General features: G+C 68.6%; 17 protein-coding genes and 1 pseudogene. 7 read left to right on the forward strand and 11 right to left on the reverse strand.

The window, feature by feature from the left end; translation table 11 throughout:
* The first annotated feature begins 42 nt into the window (after positions 1 to 42).
* A complete protein-coding gene (locus SNAS_RS26920) occupies positions 43 to 567 on the forward strand; it encodes a DUF1697 domain-containing protein (protein WP_013020650.1) in 525 nt (174 codons plus the stop codon).
* Here SNAS_RS26920 and SNAS_RS26925 read toward each other — a convergent pair.
* The 5 genes from SNAS_RS26925 to SNAS_RS26940 are packed head-to-tail and all read right to left on the reverse strand — an operon-like array spanning position 564 to position 2,925.
* Positions 564 to 962 (reverse strand): hypothetical protein, encoded by a 399-nt coding sequence (locus tag SNAS_RS26925; protein ID WP_013020651.1) that lies wholly within the window; start codon positions 960 to 962, stop codon positions 564 to 566. The genes SNAS_RS26920 and SNAS_RS26925 overlap by 4 nt on opposite strands.
* A 29-nt stretch (positions 963 to 991) precedes the next feature.
* Complete coding sequence (locus SNAS_RS26930) at positions 992 to 1,417, reverse strand: type II toxin-antitoxin system VapC family toxin (RefSeq protein WP_013020652.1); 426 nt, start codon at positions 1,415 to 1,417, stop codon at positions 992 to 994.
* Positions 1,414 to 1,653 (reverse strand): ribbon-helix-helix domain-containing protein, encoded by a 240-nt coding sequence (locus tag SNAS_RS35435; protein ID WP_013020653.1) that lies wholly within the window; start codon positions 1,651 to 1,653, stop codon positions 1,414 to 1,416. Before SNAS_RS35435 ends, SNAS_RS26930 begins: the two co-directional genes overlap by 4 nt.
* A 34-nt stretch (positions 1,654 to 1,687) precedes the next feature.
* On the reverse strand, positions 1,688 to 2,035 hold the full coding sequence (locus tag SNAS_RS26935; protein ID WP_013020654.1) for a histidine triad nucleotide-binding protein: 348 nt from the start codon (positions 2,033 to 2,035) through the stop codon (positions 1,688 to 1,690).
* Positions 2,032 to 2,925 carry a LysR family transcriptional regulator gene (locus tag SNAS_RS26940; RefSeq protein ID WP_013020655.1) on the reverse strand — a complete coding sequence of 298 codons (894 nt, stop codon included), beginning with the start codon at positions 2,923 to 2,925 and terminating at the stop codon, positions 2,032 to 2,034. The genes SNAS_RS26935 and SNAS_RS26940 overlap by 4 nt, the downstream gene beginning before the upstream one ends.
* Before the next feature lie 105 nt (positions 2,926 to 3,030).
* On the opposite strand from SNAS_RS26940, the gene SNAS_RS26945 reads away from it, so the two are divergent.
* Complete coding sequence (locus tag SNAS_RS26945) at positions 3,031 to 3,663, forward strand: dihydrofolate reductase family protein (RefSeq protein ID WP_013020656.1); 633 nt, start codon at positions 3,031 to 3,033, stop codon at positions 3,661 to 3,663.
* A 5-nt stretch (positions 3,664 to 3,668) separates the two neighbouring features.
* Positions 3,669 to 4,235 carry a cysteine dioxygenase family protein gene (locus SNAS_RS26950; RefSeq protein ID WP_013020657.1) on the forward strand — a complete coding sequence of 189 codons (567 nt, stop codon included), beginning with the start codon at positions 3,669 to 3,671 and terminating at the stop codon, positions 4,233 to 4,235.
* A 3-nt stretch (positions 4,236 to 4,238) separates the two neighbouring features.
* Here the strand turns inward: SNAS_RS26950 and dnaJ are convergent, their stop codons facing one another.
* Complete coding sequence (dnaJ, locus tag SNAS_RS26955) at positions 4,239 to 5,390, reverse strand: molecular chaperone DnaJ (RefSeq protein WP_211207254.1); 1,152 nt, start codon at positions 5,388 to 5,390, stop codon at positions 4,239 to 4,241.
* Positions 5,391 to 5,446: 56 nt separating this feature from the next.
* On the reverse strand, positions 5,447 to 6,469 hold the full coding sequence (hrcA, locus tag SNAS_RS26960; RefSeq protein ID WP_013020659.1) for a heat-inducible transcriptional repressor HrcA: 1,023 nt from the start codon (positions 6,467 to 6,469) through the stop codon (positions 5,447 to 5,449).
* Between the two features lie 137 nt (positions 6,470 to 6,606).
* Between hrcA and SNAS_RS33405 the strand changes: the two genes are divergently transcribed.
* On the forward strand, positions 6,607 to 7,116 hold the full coding sequence (locus tag SNAS_RS33405) for a DUF4870 domain-containing protein (RefSeq protein ID WP_013020660.1): 510 nt from the start codon (positions 6,607 to 6,609) through the stop codon (positions 7,114 to 7,116).
* Here SNAS_RS33405 and hemW read toward each other — a convergent pair.
* Entirely contained in the window at positions 7,113 to 8,354 is a 1,242-nt protein-coding gene (gene hemW, locus SNAS_RS26970) for a radical SAM family heme chaperone HemW (RefSeq protein ID WP_041625206.1), read from the reverse strand. The genes SNAS_RS33405 and hemW overlap by 4 nt on opposite strands.
* Here hemW and SNAS_RS26975 point away from each other — a divergent pair.
* A complete protein-coding gene (locus tag SNAS_RS26975; protein WP_013020662.1) occupies positions 8,353 to 9,132 on the forward strand; it encodes an enoyl-CoA hydratase-related protein in 780 nt (259 codons plus the stop codon). The two genes, hemW and SNAS_RS26975, sit on opposite strands and share 2 nt — an antisense overlap.
* Here the strand turns inward: SNAS_RS26975 and SNAS_RS26980 are convergent, their stop codons facing one another.
* From SNAS_RS26980 to SNAS_RS26990, 3 genes are all read right to left on the reverse strand, one after another.
* Positions 9,133 to 9,582 (reverse strand): DUF6346 domain-containing protein, encoded by a 450-nt coding sequence (locus SNAS_RS26980; RefSeq protein ID WP_013020663.1) that lies wholly within the window; start codon positions 9,580 to 9,582, stop codon positions 9,133 to 9,135.
* A gap of 22 nt (positions 9,583 to 9,604) precedes the next feature.
* Complete coding sequence (locus SNAS_RS26985) at positions 9,605 to 10,708, reverse strand: winged helix DNA-binding domain-containing protein (protein ID WP_013020664.1); 1,104 nt, start codon at positions 10,706 to 10,708, stop codon at positions 9,605 to 9,607.
* A gap of 91 nt (positions 10,709 to 10,799) precedes the next feature.
* Positions 10,800 to 12,275: an MFS transporter gene (locus tag SNAS_RS26990; RefSeq protein WP_013020665.1), complete on the reverse strand. Its 1,476-nt coding sequence runs from the start codon at positions 12,273 to 12,275 to the stop codon at positions 10,800 to 10,802.
* A 172-nt stretch (positions 12,276 to 12,447) separates the two neighbouring features.
* On the opposite strand from SNAS_RS26990, the gene SNAS_RS26995 reads away from it, so the two are divergent.
* Positions 12,448 to 13,389: a helix-turn-helix transcriptional regulator gene (locus tag SNAS_RS26995; RefSeq protein ID WP_013020666.1), complete on the forward strand. Its 942-nt coding sequence runs from the start codon at positions 12,448 to 12,450 to the stop codon at positions 13,387 to 13,389.
* Positions 13,390 to 13,426: 37 nt separating this feature from the next.
* A pseudogene (locus SNAS_RS37840) lies at positions 13,427 to 14,830 on the forward strand (amidase); the annotation flags it as partial.
* Between the last annotated feature and the right edge of the window lie 3 nt (positions 14,831 to 14,833).

A 14,833-nucleotide genomic window follows, 5' to 3' on the forward strand; every position in this document is an offset into this window, starting at 1 on the left:
CAGGTGCCGGTTAACCTGACCGTCGACGCACCGGAGGATCGAATGGCGACTTACGTGGCACTGCTGCGCGGTATCAACGTCGGCGGGCACAACAAACTCCCGATGGCGGAGCTGCGCGACCTGTTCGCGACGCTGGGCCACCCCGGCGCCCGCACTTACATCCAGTCGGGCAACGTCGTCTTCGACGCCGAAGCCGAGGCCAGCGACCTGGAACGCGACATCGCCGCGGGCATCGCCGACCGCTTCGGGTACACCGTCGCGGTCATGGTCCGCAGCCGCGAACAACTGGACGCGGTGCTGGCCGCGCATCCGTTCGGCGGCCGCGACCTCGATCCGGCGAAGGTGGCGGTCGTGTTCCTGTCCGCGACGGTCGACGCGGTGACCGTCCCCGAGGGCTATCCCGAGGAGGCGGTGTCGGTGGGCCGGGAGCTGTTCATCCACTACCCCGACGGCATGGGCAAGTCCAAACTCGACCGTTCCGGGTTCTGGAAACAGCTCGGCGACACCAAGACCACGGTTCGCAACTGGCGCACCGTCACCAAGCTGCGGGAGATGATGGACGGCTAGTCGCGCCAGGCGTCCAGCACGTCGCCCGGTCCCCACACGACGTCCACGGGTCGCGGGTCAGCCCGTTCGTCCACACCAGACAACGAGACGATCAGCAGGCCGCTGTCGCGGCGAAAGCCCGGCAGGTTCGCGACCGCGTTGATCAGGTCCGACAGGTCGTGGCCGTCGAAGGCGCTCTCCAGCCACTTGATCGAACCGGCGAACTCCACCCGCTTGGCCACCGGCGCGGCGTCGGCGATGCGGTACAGCGTGGGTTTGCCGGGCCGGGTCGACAGCGGCTCGTCCCGGGCCAGCACCCGCTTGTCCTCGACGAGCTGCCGCAGGATCGGCGACAGTGTGCCCGACGGCAGCTGTCCCTCGCGGCTCCCGGCCGAGGCCGCGACGGGTCGCCGCACTCCTGCCGAGCCGACACGAGCGCTGGACGTTATCCGTCGACGGGTAGCAGCGTGAACGCGTCCAGTTCCGGGTGAATAGGCGCCACCGTTCGAAAATGGCGCTCATCAAGGGTCAATATGCGATCGGTATGCCAACGATCCGCAGCCACGACATTCATCGCGTCAGTCAGTCCAATCGCCAGGTCAAAGTATTGGGCCATCAACTCACGCGCGGCACGCAGGTCTCCATCAACCACGTCGTAGACAACGCACGCGCCGTCGTTGATCTCGTCAAGAAAGTCCAGCGCGGTTTGAACACCGAATCGACTGGTCAACAAATAGTCGACCTCCGCAAGCACCATAGGCGTCACGAGGACTGTCTCGGCGTGCGCGAAGACTCTCCGACCTCGATCGTGCAGTTCGTGGGCGGCGTCGATGGCGACGAGGATGCCGGAAGTGTCGGCGATCACGATCACTGCGAAAGGCCGTCCGCACCGAATCCACTTGCCAATTCGCCATCCACGCGATTCGCCCATTGAGGATCCCCGCTGTTGACGACCATACGCAAGCCGCGTGCACGAGTGGGCGCGGCTTGAAGGACATGAGCGACACCTTCACGAATCAATTGCGCCTCTGATTTTCCGGTGCGGCGTGCCACCTGTTTCAGCAGCTGGGCATCCGCTTCCGGCAGGTACACCGTTGTTCGCTTCATGACATATACGCTAACATATGTCAAGGACCCTAGGTCAACCGGCCAACATCGGCCCCAGCGGACGGCCGCCGAACAGGTGCAGATGGACGTGGAAGACCTCCTGACCACCGTTCTTGCCGGTGTTGAACAGCAGCCGGTACCCGTCGGCGGCTACGCCCTCGGCCTCAGCGATCTGACCGGCCATCGCCAGCAGGTTCCCGGCCAGTGCCGGATCGGCGGTGGCCAGTTCGACGGCGTTGGCGTAGTGGGCCTTGGGGATCACGAGCACGTGGGTCGGCGCCTTGGGATCGATGTCGCGAAACGCCAGCAGGTCCTCCGACTCGGCCACCACAGTGGACGGAATCTCGCGTTCGACGATGCGGCAGAACAGACAGTCGCTCATGCCGTCATCTTACGGACCAGCCCCATCGACGCGGCGGCCTCGGCCAGCGCCGTCACCACGGCGGCCACGGCGGGCGGGTCGGGTGGATCGCCGTAGGTGGCGGCGTAGATCCGGCGCGGGAAGCCGGTGAGTTCGGTGGCGTGGACATCGGGTCGACGGTGGGCTCGCAGCGCGAGTCCCGGAAGGGTCGTGACGCCGTTGCCCGCCGCCACGAGCGCCTGCACGACGACCATGTCGTCGCTGACCGAACCGACGCGCGGGGCGAAGCCCTCGTGCTGGCACACGGTGGTCAGCTCGTTCTGACACCATTCGCAGCCGCCGATCCAGGCGGAGTCACGGTGGTTGGCGACGCTGTCGTCGGCCTGTCGGCTGATGAGGTTGATGGAGTCGTCGCCGATGTGGACCAGCCGAAAACCGTCGTCCCGCATCGGGGTGTGGGCGGAGAGGAAGGTGAGCGCGACGTCGAGCTGGCCGCTCCGCAGCAGCTGGAACGACTCGGCGGGGTGGCTGTCGAACAGGCCCAGTTCGAGTCCCGGATGCGCCTCGGCCAGGGCGGCGGCGGCCGTCGGGACGATCGTGCTCAGCGTCGAGGCGTTGGCGGCCAGCCGCACCCGTCCGGTCTGTAGACCGATCCGTGCCGCCAGCTCGGTGGTGGCCGCGTCGACCCGGCCGAGGATCTCGGCGGCCCGGTCGGCCAACAGTTGCCCGTCCGGGGTCAGGCGGATGCCGCGACCGACGCGCTGCACCAGCTTGGCGCCGGTGGCCGTCTCCAGGCGAGCCAGGTAATGGCTCACCGACGGCTGCGAATAGTGCAGCTCCTTGGCGGCGTCGGTCACTGACCCGTGCCGCGCCACCGCCGCCAGCACCTTGAGCTGGATCAGATTGAGCACTCATCAAGATTATCAATATGTTTTGCCATAAATTGACATTAGACATCATGAGTCAATCGGAGCATGCTGAAAGCACACAGACACCACAGCGAAAGAAGAAGATCAATGTCCGAAGTTCGGGTCCACAATTTCTCGATCTCGCTCGACGGTTTCGGCACCGGCGACGTCCAGTCGGCCGACGCGCCGTTCGGGCACGCCGGTGAACGGCTGCACGAGTGGATGTTCGCCACCCGGTTCTGGGACAAGACCGGCGGCAGCCTCGGGGCCGACAACGCGTTCGCCGACCGGAACTCCGTCGGCATCGGCGCCGAGATCATGGGCGCCGGAAAGTTCGGCCCGCCCGGCTGGCAGGACGACGCCGACTGGAAGGGCTGGTGGGGCCCCAACCCGCCGTTCCACAGCCCGGTCATCGTCCTCACCCACCGCCCCCGGCCCGCCATCGAGATGGAGGGCGGCACCACCTTCCACTTCCTCGACGCCACCCCCGCCGAAGCCATCGAGCAGGCCAAGACCGCGGCCGACGGCAAGGACGTGCGCATCGGCGGTGGCGCCACCGTCATCCGCGACTGCGTCGCCGCGGGACTCGTCGACCACATGCACCTGGTGCAGGTGCCCATCGTGCTGGGCCGGGGCGTGCGCGTGTGGGACGGTCTGGAGGCACTGGAGGACAGCTTCGACATCGAGGCCACCTCGACGCCCAGCGGCGTCACCCACCTGACCTTCACCAAGCGCCGGTGAACCCGATGAGTACGCAAACCCTGGACGCCTTCATATCCGACGTGGCGGCGCTGGTCGGCGACACCGACGACGAACGCGAGATCACCGAACGGGTCGCTGCGCGGCTGTCAGCGCTGCTGGCCAGCGGCTACCGGCTCCCCACCGAACTCACCCGGCCGTCGAAGGACCGCCACGTGAACTACCCGCTCCACATCGCCCCCGACGACAGCTGGTCACTAGCGTGCGTGGTCTGGAACAACGGCCAGCGCACCCCGGTGCACTCGCACGAGATGTGGGGTGTGGCCGGGATCTACTCGGGCGTCGAACGCGAACTGCGCTACCTGAAACCCACGGTGCCCGACACGGCGCTGACGGCGGCCGGTGAGCAGGAGTTCGCGCGCGGGCAGGTCACCGTGTGCTGCACGACCGACGACGACGTCCACGCCGTCGTGGCCATCGGCGACGAACCCACCGTCGGGATCCACGTCTACGGCGGCAACATCGGCACCAGCCGCCGACGGTCGTACGATCCCGGCACCGGAGCGGTCGAATGGTTCGTCTCCGGCTGGGATGACCCACCCGGCCGGGACTGAGGCTCAGGCGTGACCGTTGAAGGCGTCGCGCATCCGGGAGAAGAAGCCGTTGCCGCGAGCCGGTTCCACGATCTCCTCGTCCCGCAGCTCGGCCAGCTGGTGCAGCAGGCGTTCCTGCTCGGCGTCCAGCTTGGTCGGGGTGCGGATGTCGAGGTGGACGTACAGGTCGCCGCGCTGGTCGCCGCCGCGCAGGCGCGGGACGCCCGCGCCCCGGATGCGCAGCGTGGAGCCCGGTTGGGTGCCCGCGTGGACGTCGACCGACTCCTGTCCGTCCAGGGTGTCGACGGTCAGCCTGGTGCCCAGAGCGGCGGCGGTCATCGGGAGTTTGACCTTGCAGTGCAGGTCGTCGCCCTCGCGGGTGAAGACGTCGTGGGGCTTCTCGTGGATCTCGACGTACAGGTCGCCGGCGGGACCGCCGCCGGGGCCGACCTCGCCCTGACCCGCCAGCCGGATGCGCATGCCGTCCTCGACGCCCGAGGGGATCTTGACGGTCAGCTTGCGGCGGGTGCGGACCCGGCCGTCGCCGCCGCACTTGCCGCAGGGCTTGGGGATGACGGTGCCGTAGCCGCTGCACGAGGGGCAGGGCCGGGCCGTGACGACCTGGCCCAGGATGGTGCGCTGGACGCTTTGGACCTCACCGGCGCCGTTACAGGTGTCGCAGGTTTCGGGTTGGGAGTCGTCGGCGGCTCCCGAGCCCTCGCACACGCTGCACACCACGGCGGTGTCGACGGTGATCGGCGATTCCATGCCGAACGCGGCCTCGCTGAGCTCCAGGTCGAGTCGCAGCAGCGCGTCGGCACCCGGACGCCGCCGGGGGCGCGGGCCACGGCTGGCGCCGCCCATGCCGCCACCGGAGAAGAACGCGTCCATGATGTCCTGGAAGCCCATGAACGGACCGGCGCCACCGGGCCCGCCCGGACCGGCACCGCCTCCGCCCGGTGCCAGTGGATCGCCGCCCATGTCGACGATCTGGCGCTTCTGCGGATCCGACAACACCTCGAAGGCGGCGTTGATGTCCTTGAACTTCTCCTGCGCTTCCGGGCTCGAGTTCACATCCGGGTGGAACTCGCGGGCCAGTTTGCGGTACGCCTTCTTCAGGTCGTCCGGAGTGGCGTCGCGTGAAACGCCGAGGATGTCGTAATAGTCCCTTGCCACGTAAGCTCTCGATGTCATCGTCCGTCAATGGTCTGTTGGTGGGGCAGTCAATAAGGTCAGTTCTGCGCGAGGATCTGGCTGACATACCTCGCCACCGTCCGCACCGCGGCGATCGTACCGGGGTAGTCCATCCTCGTCGGTCCGACGACGCCCAGGCCGCCCACGACCGAACCAGCGGGACCATACCCGGTGCTCACCACGGAGGTGCCGTCCAGTCCCGCGATCTTGTTCTCCTCCCCGATGCAGATGTTCAGGGTGGAGCCCGAGTCGATCTCGCCCAGCAGCTTCAGCAGGACGACTTCTTCCTCCAGTGCCTCCAGGATCGGCCGCAGCGAACCGGCGAAGTCGACGGCGTGCAGCGTCAGGCTGGCCGTCCCGGCCACCGCGATGCGTTCCTCGCCGCGTTCCACCAGGGTCTCCAGCAGCACCGTCGACAGCGCGGTCATCGCGGGCCGCAGCTGCGGTGAGGCCTCCTCCACCAGGGTGCGTACCTGGGTGGGGGTCTCGGTGAGCCGGATGCCCACCAGTTTGTCGTTGATCTGGGTGCGCAGCGTCAGGACGTCCTCTTCGGGCAGATCCTCGGGCAGATCCACCACGCGTTGCTCGACCCGGCCGGTGTCGGTGATCATCACCAGCATCAGCCGGTTGGCGACCAGCGGCACCAGTTCCAGGTGCCGGACGCTGCTGCGCGACAGGCTCGGGTACTGGACGACGGCGACCTGGCGGGTCAGCTGTGCCAGCAGCCGCACCGTCCGGTGCACCACGTCGTTGAGGTCGACGGCGTCGTCGAGGAACCGGTGCACGGCGCGCCGTTCGGCGGCCGTCAACGGTTTGATCTTGCTGAGCCGGTCGACGAACAACCGGTAGCCCCGGTTGGTCGGCACCCGACCGGCGCTCGTGTGGGGCTGGCGGATGTAGCCCTCCTCCTCGAGCACGGCCATGTCATTGCGAATGGTCGCCGAGGAGACCCCGAGCGCGTGCCGGTGCACCAGCGATTTGCTGCCGACGGGTTCCTTCGTCGTCACGTAGTCCTCGATGATGGCCCGCAGAACGTCGAGTTTGCGATCGTCCATGGTCATGTCCGTCGGCACCTCCCTTCACTCGGGGCCGCAAGGCTGGCACTCAAACCTAACGAGTGCCAAGAGTACCTTCTTCCCACGACAAGGGGCCCGTCACAGCGGTCACATCACTGGCACGATCCACCTAAGCTCGATGAGTGACATATCCCCAGGACCCTTACGGCCAGCAGTCCGGGTACGGGCAGCAGCCCGGTTACGGACAACCACCGCCGGACTACGGTTACGTGGTGCCGCCGATGGCCGCGGCGTCACCCCTGCCGGACGGGCAGCTGACCCACCAGGACCTCAAGGACGGCGCGACCGCGCACTACCTGGCGCTGTTGGGAATCATCGGGCCGGTCATCTGGCTGGTGTCCACCAGCAACAAGTCGGCGTTCGTGCGCGCCAACACCTACTCGGCGCTGAACTTCGCGATCAGCCTGGCCATCTACAACGTGGCCGTCCTGATCATCGGCTTCGTCCTCGGTTTCGTCATCGGCCTGCTGGTCGGCGCGGTCTGGATCATCGGCGTCATGTTGCTGCTGTGGGTGATCGTGGGACTGGGCCTGATCATCTGGTACCTGGTCGCCTGTCTACAGGGCGCGACGACGGCGAAACGCGGCCAGGTGCACGAATACAAGGGCGCGTTCAAGTTCCTCAAGCCCTAGGGCACCAGGTCGCGCACGACCGCGTCGGCCAGCAGCCGGCCCCGCAGCGTGAGCCGGACGCGATCGGCGGCCAGCGCCGCCGGATCCAGCAGTCCCTCCGCCGCGGCCTTGCGGGCGTTGCGCTGTCCGTCGGCGTCCAGCGCGCACAGTGCCAGGCCGTCGGCCAGCCGCACGCCCAGCAGGACGTCCTCCATGTGCCGCTGCGGCGGGGTGAGCAGTTCACGGCCCTGCGCCGGGGACAGTCCGTCGGTCAGGCGCTGCCCGTAGCGGGCCGGGTGTTTGACGTTCCACCAGCGCACGCCGCCGACGTGGCTGTGGGCTCCCGGCCCCAGTCCCCACCAGTCGCCGCCGCGCCAGTACAGCAGGTTGTGGCGGCAGCGCGCGGCCTCGGAGCGGGCCCAGTTGGACACCTCGTACCACTCGAATCCGGCCTCGCCGAGGACGCGTTCGGCCGCCAGGTACCGGTCGGCGGCCTCGTCGTCGCTGGGCGCGGGGATGTCGCCGCGCCGCACCTGCCCGGCCAGCCGGGTGCCGTCCTCGACGATCAGCGAATAGGCCGAGACGTGGTCGGCGCCGGTGTCGACGGCCGCGCGCAGGCTGGCCTCGAAGTCCTCGGCGGTCTCGCCGGGGGTGCCGTAGATGAGGTCCAGGTTGACGTGCTCGAACCCGGCCTCGCGGGCCTCGCGCGCGGCGTCCAGGGCCCGGCCGGGAGTGTGGCCCCGCTCCAGCACCGCCAGCACCCGCCGCGCGGTGGACTGCATGCCCAGCGACACTCGGGTGAACCCGCCCGCGCGCAGTTGGCGGAAGTACTCGGGGTCCACCGACTCGGGGTTGGCCTCGGTGGTGATCTCGGCGTCCGGCGTCAGCCCGAAGGTCGACTCCAGTTTCGCCACGATCCCGGTCAGCTCCGACGCGGGCAGCAGGCTCGGGGTGCCGCCGCCGAAGAAGATCGTCGAGATCGGCCTCGGCACGTCGCCCAGAACCCTTGCGGCCAGATCGATCTCGGCCTCCAGCAACCGCGGGAAGGACTCGCGGCTGACGCCCGAACCGAGTTCGGCCGCCGTGTAGGTGTTGAAATCGCAGTAGCCGCACCGGGAGGCGCAGAACGGAATGTGCACGTAGATCCCGAAATCGTGGCTCCGGGCGGATTTCAGGGCAGAGTCGGGCAGCGCTCCGTCGTCGGGAGCGGCTTCACCGTCGGGCAGAGCGGAAGGCACGCGTACTACGGTACGAGCCATGCCTGACGACACAAACGACGACTTGGTCACCTACGCCGTCGACCGTGGTGTGGCCACTGTTTGCCTCAACAGCGACGCCAACCGCAACGCGCTGTCGACCCCGCTGATGCGGCAGCTGCTGGCTCACCTGGAGACGGCCGCCGGTGATGACGACGTCCGGGTGGTGGTGCTGGGGCACACCGGCCGGGTGTTCTGTTCCGGTGCCGATCTGAAGGAGACCGCCGCGGCCCGCGAGGCCGGTGAGGTTCCGGCGGCGATGTTGACCGACGTGCTGGCCGCGCTGTGGGAGTTCGAGAAACCGGTGATCGCGCGGGTGTCGGGTCCGGCCCGCGCCGGCGGCATCGGTTTGATCGCCGCCGCCGACATCGCGGTGTGCGCCGCCGAGGCGACCTTCGCGTTCACCGAGGTGCGGCTGGGCGTGATCCCGGCGGTCATCTCGGCGACGGTGCTGCCCCGGCTGCGTCCCCGCGACGCCGCCGAGCTGTATCTGACCGGCACCGTCTTCGACGGCCGTCGCGCCGAGACGATCGGGCTGGTGACCCGCGCGGTCCCGGCCGTCGACGTGAACATCGCGGTGGCCGGTTACGCCGAGGACCTGCTCAAGGGCGCGCCGGGCGCGCTGGCCGGTGCCAAGCGGCTGCTGCGGCGCGGTGAGGGCGGTATCCGGGCCGAACTGGACGAGCTGGCCAAGACCTCGGCGCATTTCTTCCTGTCCGAGGAGGGCCGGGAAGGGGTCGCGGCCTTCGCCGAGAAACGCGATCCGAACTGGATGCCGTGATCAGCGGCGTTTGACCAGTCGGTGCAGGCCGACGACGAGGCAGCCGACGCCGACGAGCAGCCCGGCGGCGGTGATCGTCGTGGCCAGGTTGTTGGCGGGTACGTCGGTGCGCACCCAGCTGGACGCGCCGAATCCGCCCGCGACCATCTCGAACTTCTTGCCCTTGTCGGCGGGTTCGAACCGGGAGCCGGGCAGTGACTGCCGGGTGGTCTCGCCGTCCTTGGTGGTGATGTCGACGTCGCAGTTCCACCAGTAGCCGACGCCGGAGACGCTGACCGGTCCGTCCTGTTCGCAGCCGACGACGGTGGCGGTGGCCTTGTCCCGGTTGGACAGGTCCTCCTTGTCGGAGACGCCGCCGCGGTAGTTCATGGCCGTCCAGCCGGTGGCCAGCGCGGCGATGCCCACGAGCAGCAGCAGGAAGGCCGAGGGACCGCGACGGTTGGAGGACATGGGTCCGAATGCTACCGCTGTCTCAGGTGAACTCGACGGTGCGTGTTTCGGCGGTACCGGCGGCGAAGTCCAGCAGCCGCTCGCCTTCCCCCTCCAGGTACCGCCGGTTCTTGGCCGACAGGGACTCGAAGGGTTCGAAGGTGAGAAGCGCGGTCTTCTTCTTGAGTGTCGTGAACCAGGTGCCGACGACGAGACCGTCGATGAGGATGGTGCCCTTCATCATCGCGTTCTGCCGGAAGACCTTCTTCTGCGCGGGTTTGGAGATCACGAACTCGCGTTCCCTGTGGGACAGCAGGATGTTGTCGAAACCGCCCAGCAGCAGGGGTTTCAGCGGTCCGTCCAGGTCGGGCAGTTCGATGTCGGGCAGGTCGTACAGTTCCCGGCCGGCCGCGTCGCGGTGGACGATCAGCCGGTCCCGCAGCCGTGCGAAGGCCGGGGCGGTGCGGGTGAGGCTCGACCAGGTCTGGAAGTCCTGAATGGTCGCGGGGCCGTAGGCGGCGAGGTAGCGCGGGATCGCCGCGTCCAGCGCGGCGTCCCAGTCGGTGTCGGGGTCGGCGCCCAGCCACTGCCCGGTGGAGGCGTAGGTGAGGCCGCCGCCCTGCCCCCACACGCCGCGCGGCGGGGTCTGGATCAGCGGCATCAGGCCGCGCAGCCCGTAGGCCAGGTCGCCGCCCGCGTAGCCGTCGAACTGTTCGGCCAGTCCGGCACCGAGTTCGTCCACGTGCAGGGGTTTGTCGGCCAGCAGTCGCCGTCCGGCTTCGACCAGTGCCTCGGGGTCGACGCCCTGGATGCGTTTTCCGTATTCGCTGCCGTTGAAGACGGTCTTGGACAGGTACGGCTGGACCAGGGTCCGCAGTGTCAGGGCGTCGCGGGCCGAGACCAGGTGGATGGTGCCGCGCATCAGCACCACCCGCACGGCGCGGCGGTCTTCGAGCAGTGTGGACAGGTCGTCGGTGGTGAAGTCGTTCAGGCGGCTCCACAGCTGGAAGTAGGGCGGGTCGCCCAGCTGTCCCTGCATTCCCACCAGGTGTTCCATCGTCTCCAGTGGAGTGGCGTCACGGCGCTCGGTCAGCCATTGACGGTGCAGCCGGGCTCGGTTGAGGGCGCGGTCGTCGAAAGTCTTCATGGGGGTCCTTTGCTGCCGTGTGCTGCGGGAATGGTCGCATATCGCTAAAACGGGGCCGAGGGCGTGCGCCCTCGGCCCCGACGGGTTCGGTCTACGTGGTCGGCTGCGAGTTGGTCGCGGCCTGCTTCGGCAGGGTGAAGCCGACGGCGAAGCCGATCACCAGCACCACGACCGTCAGGCCCAGCGCGATCCGGGAAGCGTCCATGAGGCTTTCCAGGTCTCCGGCGAACCGGCCGAAGAACGCGGTTCCCAGCACCGCCACCCCGAAGGACGCGCCCAGCTGCTGCACCGAGGTCAGGGTGCCCGAGGCCGAACCGATCTCCTGCGGTTCGACGCCCTGCATCACCGAGTCGAAGTAGCGGCCCATGAACATCGCCGCGCCGATACCGGACAGCATCAGGCCGGGGATCAGCTGGTACCAGACCAGGTCGGCGCCCGCCTGCTCCAGGGTGACCAGCAGGATCGTCACGCCGCTGGCCTTCAGCAGCGCTCCGGCCAGCAGTGTCTTGCGTCCGAACCGGGCCAGCTTGTCGCCGAAGCCCATGGTGCCGCCCATGGCCACCGCGAACGGGATCATCGCGGCCGCCGCGGCCAGCGGCGAGAAGTGCAGTCCCAGCTGGAGGTGCAGGCCCATGACCAGACCGACTCCGGCCATCGCGGCCATCAGCAGCACGCCCAGGACCAGGCCGCCGTTGAAGGCGCGTTTGCGGAACAGGCTCGGGATGACCAGGACGTCCTTGCCGTTGGCGGCGCGCCGCACCTGGTAGAGGCCGAAGGCGCCGAACAGGATCAGCGAGACGGCGATCATCGCGAACGACCACGCGGGCCAGCCGGCTTCGCGGCCCTGCACCAGCGGGTAGATCAGCAGCGCGCTGGCGGCCGAGGCCAGTCCGGCACCGATGATGTCGAGTTTGGCCTTGGCGTCGCCGGAGTCCTTGGGCAGCAGTTTCGCGGCGAGTACGACGATCGCGATGCCGATGGGCAGGTTGATCCCGAAGACCATCCGCCAGCCGGTGTCGAACAGGTCCAGCCCGATGAGCCAGCCCGCCAGGCTGGGCCCGCCGATGACGGCCGCGCCCATGATCGGACCGGCCATGCCGAAGGCCTTCTGCGATTCGCTGGCCGGGAACATCGACTTGATCAGCGCGAACACCTGCGGCACCATCGCGGCGCCGAACAGTCCCTGTGCGACCCGCGCGGCGATCGCGGTCTCGGGCGAGACGCTGACGGCCACCGCGAGCGACGTGATCGTGAATCCGACCGCGCCGAGCAGGAACATCCGGCGGCGTCCGAAGATGTCGCCCAGCCGGGCGCCGATCAGCAGGCCGCCGACCATGGCCAGCGTGTAGGCGGCGGTCAGCCACTGGATCAGACCGGCCCCGCCTCCCAGGTCCCGTTGCATGGTCGGACCGGCCACCGAGGTGACGCTGGAGTCGAGCAGTTCCATGGCGCTTCCGGCCATGATCACCGACAGGGCCGCCCAGCGCCACCGGTACGGGGCGGGTTCGGCGGCGGTCGCCGGTTCGGTGAGGGTCTGCGGTCGCTCGGGGGCTTCGATAACAGTCACGTCATTCTCCTGAACTGGGATTTCTTCGTTGCACAGAACGATATGGGCAATCGAGGACAACTTCGGTCCTCGATTGCCCGAGACGATAATGTGACGTGCACCACTTGACATTTCCTCGATCGCCCACCTATCGAGGACTGAAGCTGTCCTGGATGACCGCCATACTTGCGGCATGCTTCCCACATCAGCGCGACTGCTCAAACTGCTGTCGCTACTACAGACCCATCGCGAATGGTCCGGCACCGACCTGGCCGAACGCCTCGAGATCGACGTGCGCACCGTCCGCCGCGACGTCAGCAAACTGCGCACCCTCGGCTACCCCGTCAACGCCGCCCCCGGCGTGGCGGGCGGCTACCAGCTGGGCGCGGGCGCCAAGATGCCGCCGCTGCTGCTCGACGACGAGGAGGCGGTGGCCGTGGCCATGGGGCTGCGCACCGCCGCCAGCGGCTCCATCTCCGGCATCGAGGAGAGCTCGGTGCGGGCGTTGACCAAACTGGAACAGGTGCTGCCGCCCCGGCTGCGCACCCGCGTCAACGCCATGCAGACCGTCACCGTCTCGACGGCGTCCAGCAACGACCCCGTGGACGCCGAGGCGCTGACGATCATCGCCACCGCCGCCCGCGACCGGGAACGGATGCGCTTCGAATACCGCACCCACGACGGCTCGGAGTCCATCCGCAACGTCGAGCCCCACCGGCTGGTCCACACCGGACGACGCTGGTATCTACAGGCCTTCGACATCGACCGCGAGGACTGGCGCAGCTTCCGGGTCGACCGGATGCGGCCACGCACCCCCACCGGCCCGTCCTTCGAGGCCCGCGAGATACCCGAGTTCGGTGTGGACAGGTTCGCGATCTGGAAGGGCCAGCGCTACCAGGCCCGCTACACCCTGCACGCCCCCGTCGCCCAGATGGCCGAACAGATCCCGGAACGCTACGGGATGCTGGAGGCCATCGACGACGAGACCTGCACCCTGTACACCGGCTCCAACTGGCTGGACGGGCTGGCGATGTGGCTGGTGAACCTCGGCGTCGACTTCGAGATCCACGAACCACCCGAGCTGGTGGAATACCTGCGGCAGATGAACACCCGGCTGGCGCGGGCACTCGCCTGACCCCCGAAACCGCCGCGTCGCCGCGATACTTGTATCGATGGATGACGATGAGGTGCTGTTCGCCGGACTGGCCCGGCAGGCCGAACTGGTGCGCTCGGGCCGGTTGTCGGCCCGGCGGCTCACCGACCTGGCGCTGAACCGGATCGAGCGGCTGAATCCCCGCCTGGGCGCGTTTCGGATCGTGCTCGCCGAGCAGGCGCGCGCCGAAGCCGACGCCCTCGACGCCTCGCGGACCCCGTCGGGTTCGCGAGGCCCGCTTTTCGGGGTGCCCATCGCGATCAAGGACGAACTGGACGTCGCGGGCCAACTCACCACCTTCGGCGGCGCGGCGAAGACCGAACCGGCCGCCGCCGACTGCGAACTGGTGCGCCGGTTGCGAAACGCGGGCGCGGTCATCGTCGGCAAGACCACGATGTCGGAGTTCGGGCAGTGGCCCTACACCGAGTCCGAAACGCACGGCTTCGCCCGCAACCCGTGGAACCCGGATCGCACCCCCGGCGGCTCCAGCGGCGGCAGCGCGGTGGCCGTCGCGTCCGGGATGGTCGCGGCCGCCATGGGCGGCGACGGCGGCGGTTCGATCCGGATCCCGGCCGCCTGCTGCGGACTGTTCGGGCTGAAACCGCAGCGCGGCAGGGTATCCAGCGCCCCGCACCCCCACCTGTGGTACGCGCTGGGCACCGCCGGACCCCTCACCCGCACCGTGCTGGACAGCGCCATCGTCTACGACGTCATCAGCGGCACCACCAAGGCCGACCGCTGGCACGCCGAGGCACCCGCGACCAGCTTCACCGAAGCCGCCACCAGCGAACCCACTCGGCTGCGGATCGGATTCACGACCAAACCCTCGATGCTCGGCGTCCGGCCCGATCCCGAACATGTCGCCGCGGTGCGCGACACCGCGACCAGGCTGCGGGAACTCGGACACGACGTTCGGGAGGTGCGCCCCCGGTTCCCGGACCTGACCGCCGCGTTCATGCCGCAGTTCTACGGCGGTCTCCGAGCCGAAACCGCCCTTGTGGACCATCCCGAGCTGCTTGAGCGACGCACCAGGCAAACCCTGACCCTGGGCCGACTGCTGCCCGAAGCCACGGTGGAGTGGGCGATCCGGCGCGGCCACGCCGCCAGCGTCAAGGCCAACCGGATATTCGACGACGTGGACCTGCTGCTGACGCCCACGATCGCCCACCGGCCCCGTCCGATCGGAGCGCTGAACCGGGCGGGTTCACTGCGCGCGCAATGGCGTTCGCTGCCGATGATCGCCTACACGGCACTGTGGAACGTGACCGGCAACCCGGCCGCCGCCGTACCGGCGGGTTTCGGCACCGACGACCTGCCGCTGAGCGTCCAGCTGGTCGGCCGACCGCAGGACGAAACCACGATCCTGCGCGTCGCCGCGCAACTGGAGCGAGCCCGTCCCTGGACCGACCGGCGGCCCGAGGTCGCG

This window comes from Stackebrandtia nassauensis DSM 44728 (genome assembly GCF_000024545.1).
GTDB classification, from domain to species: Bacteria; Actinomycetota; Actinomycetes; order Mycobacteriales; family Micromonosporaceae; genus Stackebrandtia; species Stackebrandtia nassauensis.

Excerpts from the sequence above, each read along its gene's own strand:
- SNAS_RS26945 (WP_013020656.1), top strand. The coding sequence starts at position 3,031 with ATGTCCGAAGTTCGGGTCCACAATTTCTCGATCTCGCTCGACGGTTTC.
- SNAS_RS26995 (WP_013020666.1), top strand. The coding sequence starts at position 12,448 with ATGCTTCCCACATCAGCGCGACTGCTCAAACTGCTGTCGCTACTACAG.
- SNAS_RS35435 (WP_013020653.1), bottom strand. The coding sequence starts at position 1,653 with ATGAAGCGAACAACGGTGTACCTGCCGGAAGCGGATGCCCAGCTGCTG.
- SNAS_RS26950 (WP_013020657.1), top strand. The coding sequence starts at position 3,669 with ATGAGTACGCAAACCCTGGACGCCTTCATATCCGACGTGGCGGCGCTG.
- SNAS_RS26985 (WP_013020664.1), bottom strand. The coding sequence starts at position 10,708 with ATGAAGACTTTCGACGACCGCGCCCTCAACCGAGCCCGGCTGCACCGT.
- SNAS_RS26980 (WP_013020663.1), bottom strand. The coding sequence starts at position 9,582 with ATGTCCTCCAACCGTCGCGGTCCCTCGGCCTTCCTGCTGCTGCTCGTG.
- hrcA (WP_013020659.1), bottom strand. The coding sequence starts at position 6,469 with ATGACCATGGACGATCGCAAACTCGACGTTCTGCGGGCCATCATCGAG.
- SNAS_RS26975 (WP_013020662.1), top strand. The coding sequence starts at position 8,353 with ATGCCTGACGACACAAACGACGACTTGGTCACCTACGCCGTCGACCGT.
- SNAS_RS26935 (WP_013020654.1), bottom strand. The coding sequence starts at position 2,035 with ATGAGCGACTGTCTGTTCTGCCGCATCGTCGAACGCGAGATTCCGTCC.
- hemW (WP_041625206.1), bottom strand. The coding sequence starts at position 8,354 with ATGGCTCGTACCGTAGTACGCGTGCCTTCCGCTCTGCCCGACGGTGAA.
- SNAS_RS26920 (WP_013020650.1), top strand. The coding sequence starts at position 43 with ATGGCGACTTACGTGGCACTGCTGCGCGGTATCAACGTCGGCGGGCAC.